At 44.8% G+C, this 5,572-nt stretch carries 4 protein-coding genes; 3 read left to right on the top strand and 1 reads right to left on the bottom strand.

Annotated elements, in window-relative coordinates; all coding sequences use genetic code 11:
* Nucleotides 1–1,065: DUF763 domain-containing protein (locus VMW39_08050; GenBank protein ID HUW23966.1), on the bottom strand; the 1,065-nt coding region annotated here is incomplete at its 3' end.
* 80 nt (nt 1,066–1,145) lie between these two features.
* Here VMW39_08050 and VMW39_08045 point away from each other — a divergent pair.
* The 3 genes from VMW39_08045 to VMW39_08035 all read left to right on the top strand — a co-directional run.
* On the top strand, nt 1,146–4,220 hold the full coding sequence (locus VMW39_08045; GenBank protein HUW23965.1) for a type ISP restriction/modification enzyme: 3,075 nt from the start codon (nt 1,146–1,148) through the stop codon (nt 4,218–4,220).
* 131 nt (nt 4,221–4,351) lie between these two features.
* A complete protein-coding gene (locus VMW39_08040) occupies nt 4,352–5,068 on the top strand; it encodes an ABC transporter ATP-binding protein (protein ID HUW23964.1) in 717 nt (238 codons plus the stop codon).
* The coding region (locus VMW39_08035; protein HUW23963.1) for an ABC transporter permease at nt 5,065–5,572 on the top strand (508 nt) is incomplete at its 3' end. The genes VMW39_08040 and VMW39_08035, both read left to right, overlap by 4 nt.

Here is a 5,572-nt window from a genome sequence, read left to right as displayed (position 1 = left end):
CCTGAAGGCTTCGAGCTTCTCCTTGTCTCCGATTTTAGCCTTTTCCACCGCCCGCGCCAGAAACTGGATGCTGCTATCGTAGGTCTTCCTGTCCACAGGGTAAGGATGACCATCCTTGCCGCCGTGGGCAAAACTGTAGCTTGCCGGGTCTCGCAGGCTGACCGGTGTCTCATAAACCAGCTCTGAAATAAGACTCAGCGCGCGAAGCGTTTTTGGTCCTACACCCTTCAGGGCTAGCAGTGATTCAAAGTTTTCGGGCTTATGTTCATAAGCGGTGAGGAAAATCTTGCCCAGCCTGTCGGGGTGAATATCTTCCAGGCTGATGTAAGGTCGCTGAGGCAAGTTTAAGGTCTTTAGCCTGTTTAGCTGGCCTACGATTTTATCTGGCTTCTCTTCGGCAGCAACCTGGGCAATGACACCCCTCACCTTTGCGCTCTCCAGAGCCACCAGATTCAATGCCTCGCCTCTGGCCTGGGAACAAATAGCAGCCTCGGGCTCGCAGACAAAGTCAACGACTTTCTCTCCCAGCCAGTGATAGCGGCGCGCATAGCGGTTGACCTCATTCATACCTTGCTGAATGACTGCCCAGGAGCCATCTTTGGTAAAGAAGAAGCTGTGGTGATAGAGCTGGTAGCCGTCCTGAAGTGCGGAACTATCTACCTTGGCTGACATGCGGCTGGCGTAGACCAGGGACGATGGATTTACCTTTAGCAGATGCCCGGTGTTTTCTATCTCGGCAGGGGTCTTTCGTGAAGTCCTGCCCTTGCCCCCGGCGACAAATAAGCCGAGCTCTCTTTCCAGCCCTCGCATTCCTTCTTTCATGGCGCCGCAGACGGTGGTGGTAACGCCGCTGGAATGCCAGTCATAGCCCAGCACGCAGCCGAAAGCCTGAAACCAGAAGGGGTCGGAAAGACGGCGCAGCATCTCTCCAGTGCCAAACTCCGTTACCGTAACAATGGTAATCTCGCGGGCAAGCTGGCACATCCGCCCGAAAAGCCACGGCGGCACCTTGCCGTAATGCAAAGGCAAATTAGCAATCCCCGTCCTCTGTCCCGAGCTAGCCATCTCTCAAGCTCCTTATGGCTTTTCAGCCTCGAATATTATAATATGGATAAGGTTAAAAATTCGAGTAGAAAGGTGTGAGGATGCTGAAAGCATATCTTAAAAGGCTATTCGAGGTTGCCCAAACAGGCGATGCCCGAGAGGAAAGCTATTACTCAAGTTTAGAGGAGCTTCTAAAGGCCTTTGCTGATTCTACCGACAAGAAGCATATCCATATCACCACATTGCCCAAGAAGACCGAGGCAGGCAATCCTGATTTCAGGGTTTGGGATGGGAGGCAAAACATCGTTGGTTATATTGAGGCAAAAGAGCCGTTCACGGAGAACCTTGACTACATTGAGAACGGTGAGCAGCTAAAACGCTATATACATACATTCCCCAACCTTATCTTAACTAACTTTTTTGAATTTCGCCTGTACCGTAGTGGAAGGTTAATTGATAGAGTCTTGTTGGCTAGACCCTTTATTGTTCACGAATTGAAAACAGTTCCACCTATAGAGAATAAAGATAGTTTCCTAAATCTCCTAGATAAGTTTTTCTCCTTCTCACTCCCTAAGGCTTATACAGCAGAGTCTTTAGCATTTGAATTGGCAAGGAGGACTAGTTTCTTAAAAGACCAGGTCATTCTGGAGGAGTTGAAAGCAGGAGAGGGCAAGGCCTCTATCCTTGGATTCTATGAAGCATTTCAGAAGTATCTAATTGCGGGGCTAACTCCGAATAGTTTTGCCGATCTCTATGCGCAGACTATCACCTACGGACTTTTTGCCGCCCGCACTCGCTGTGAAAATGGATTTAACCGCAAGCTGGCTTACGATTACATCCCCCGAACCATTGGTATCCTGCGAGATGTTTTCAATTTCATCTCTCTGGGGGAATTACCCAAGCAGATGGAATGGATTATAGATGACATCTCTAGTGTTCTGGCGGTGGCTGATGTCAATGAAATTTTAAGCAGGTTTTATCATGAAGGCAAAGGAAGAGACCCAGTTTACTATTTCTACGAAACTTTTCTGGCTAAATATAATCCAAAGGAAAGAGAAAGAAGGGGCGTTTATTACACACCCGAATCGGTAGTTTCTTATATCGTTCGTTCCTTAAATATTATTCTCAAGGAACGCTTCCAAAAAGATATGGGTTTTGCCTCTAATGGCGTTACTGTTCTTGACCCAGCCGCGGGCACCCTAACTTTTCTTGCTGAGGCTAGCAAATTGGCGATAGAGGAATTCAGTACCAAATACGGAGAAGGTGGAAGAGAGAGCTTCACTAAAGAGCATATTTTGAAAAACTTTTATGCCTTTGAGTTGATGATGGCCCCTTATGCCATAGGGCATTTGAAGATGGCGCTGCTATTGGAAGAATTGGGTTACAAGCTCCATGAGGATGAAAGATTCAAGTTCTATCTTACAAATACTCTGGAAATGGAAGAACTAGAACAGACTGCTCTTCCTGGAATGTCTTCCCTAGCTGAGGAATCACATCTTGCTGGCAAGGTAAAGAAGGAAAAGCCTATTCTGGTTATTCTGGGAAATCCTCCGTATTCGGGAATATCAGCTAATAAGGGGAAGTGGATCACTGATTTAATTGAACGCTATAAATATGTTGATGGAAAACACTTCGGAGAAAAGAAGCATTGGCTTCAAGATGACTATGTCAAGTTCATTCGCTTTGCTCAATGGAAGATAGACCAAGAAGGCGAAGGGGTTCTGGGGTTTGTCACCAATCATAGTTATCTAGATAATCCAACATTTCGGGGAATGCGACAATCGTTGATGAATAGCTTCGATGAAATATACGTATTGGATTTGCATGGCAGCAGCTGGAAGAAGAAAAGATGTTCTGATGGCTCCAAAGATGGAAATGTCTTCGACATCCGGCAGGGAGTTGCCATTTCACTCTTTGTTAAAAAGGAAAGGTTAGAGAAGAAGGTTTCACACAGTGAATTATGTGGGCTACAAGAAAACAAATATGACTGGCTTTTGAAAAGGGACATTAAGACAACTGCTTGGAAGGAAATACACCCAAATAGCCCATACTATTTCTTCGTTCCAAGAGCAGAAACGTATAGGGATATTTATGAAAAACACTGGAAAGTGACCGATATTTTCCCTGTAAACTGCACTGGAATCGTCACTGCGAGGGACAAGTTTGTGATTGATTTCAGGGAAGATGTCTTAAAGAGGCGAATTGAAATGTTCAGAGACCTGTCAACGCCCGATGAGATTGTTCAGCAAGCTTTCAAATTGAAAGATACGAGAGGTTGGAAGCTAGCTGAAGCACGAAAAGAATTAGCAAAAGACAAAGACTGGGATGCATATTTTGCTACTATACTTTACCGCCCCTTTGATATTCGGAGTATTTACTATACTCAAAAGATGGTGGATTGGCCTCGTCTGGAAGTCATGCGCCATATGTTTGCGGGAGACAACTTGGCATTAATATCAGCAAGAAGTAATAAGTCTGGGGAAATGAACCATTTCTTCTGTTGTCAGCACATCATGGAAACCAAATGTGGTGAATCCACAACCCAGTCCTGCCTCTTTCCTCTCTACCTTTATCCTGAAGTGAGCAGAAAAGATATGTTTAGCCACTTGGGACTAGGTAAGAGAAAGCCGAATCTTAATCCCAAGCTGGTCGAATCATTAGCTGAGGCTTATGGTGAGGAACCGACGTCAGAGGGAATATTCTATTACATATACGGGGTTCTTTATTCTAATATCTATCGAAGTAAATACGCCGAGTTTTTGAAAATTGATTTCCCGAAAGTGCCTTTTACCAGAAACTATGAATTGTTTAGCACGATAGGAAGATATGGCAGCAAGCTCGTTGATTTACATTTAATGAAGTCGGCAGAGCTAAATAATCCTATTGTTAAGTTTCAGGGAGGCGGTGATTACGGAGTTAGGAAGGTAAGATACGAAGAAATGGGAAAACAGGTTTACATCAATGATAGTCAATACTTCGAGGGGATAGAAAGAGAGGTCTGGGAATACCAAATTGGCGGTTACCAAGTCCTTGATAAATGGTTTAAGGATAGGGAAAAATTATCTCTTGATGATATAAAACATTATTGCAAGATTGCTACTGCCTTAGAGAAGACAATAGAAATTCAACGAGACATAGACAACATTTACCTAGATACTGAGAAAGATACTATGTAACTATTGAACAGGATGAAGAGGGCGTATTCGTTGTCGAATGTCCGAGTATTCCAGGATGCGTAAGTCAAGGTAAAACGGAGCAACAAGGCTTGGAAAATATGGAAGTTTAAGTGTTGCGATACGTGAGATAAATGAAAGCAGTAGAAGTTAGAGAACTGGTCAAGGACTATGGGAACTTCAGGGCAATAAATGGAATCTCTTTTGAAGTAAAGGAAGGGGAGATATTTGGCCTGATAGGTCCTAATGGTGCGGGAAAGACAACCGCACTGAGAGTCATTGCCACACTGCTTCAAATAACCTCTGGCTCGGTAACGGTCTTTGACTATGAACTTCCTAAAGAGGCGGGAGAGGTGAGAAAGATAATAAGCTATTTGCCCGAAGAGGCTGGCGCCTATAAAAACCTCAGGGGCAAAGAGTACCTGAAGTTTATCGCCAAATTCTTTGGCGATGGAGAGAAATTCCAGGATATGGTCCGGAGAGGACTGGAAATAGCCAATTTAGGAGAGAGAATAAACGACAAAGTTGACACATACAGCAAGGGAATGACACGGCGTTTGCTCGTGGGCAGAGCTTTAATGGTAAACCCGAGATTGGCGATATTAGATGAGCCTACCTCCGGCCTGGACGTGGTAAATGCTCAGGAGGTGAGGAGGATAATAAATAGCGCAGTTGAGGCAGGAGTGGCGGTTTTATTGTCTTCGCATAATATGCTTGAGGTAGAGTTCTTATGCCACCGCATCGCTTTGATAGACGATGGGAGAATAATTGCCAGCGGGACTGCCGCGGAACTCAAAAAGGAATATGACGCTAGAAATATAGAAGAGGCTTTTGTTAAGGCGATTAAATGATTGGCAACATAATAAAGAAAGAATTCAAGGAATTGTTTACCCTCTCAACCCTGATCCCAATAGTGGTTATTGCCATAGTGCTTGGATTTGTGGGGCAAACGATTGGCAACATCGGGGAAACTATGGAGGAGAAGCCAGTCGTAGGAATCGTGGATATGGACGATGGCGATTTTTCTGATATAGCCATGTCCGTTCTTATCGAGAAGGCGGAGGTTATCTATAATGGCAATGATGCTGAAGAAGGCCTGGAAGAAGTAAGGGAAGAAAATGGAGTTGCGCTTCTGGTAATACCTGAAAACTTCAGCCAAAACATTTATGCCAATCATCCCGGAGAAATAGAAATTTACTGGATAATGAGAGGGGCGGGGATGATGGATTCCATATCCTCAGGCGTGGTTGAAGGACTTATCCAGGCAGTGAACCAGGGGATATCGACGAAACTGATACAACAAGATAGCTCCTTTGATCCCGCCCTCATCTTGGCCCCGACGACAAGAGTTGAAA

Source organism: bacterium (assembly GCA_035530055.1).
Lineage (GTDB): Bacteria > UBA6262 > WVXT01 > WVXT01 > WVXT01 > WVXT01.
The sequence above is the reverse complement of the archived record's forward strand: the minus strand, read 5'-3'. Positions and strand labels throughout refer to the sequence as shown.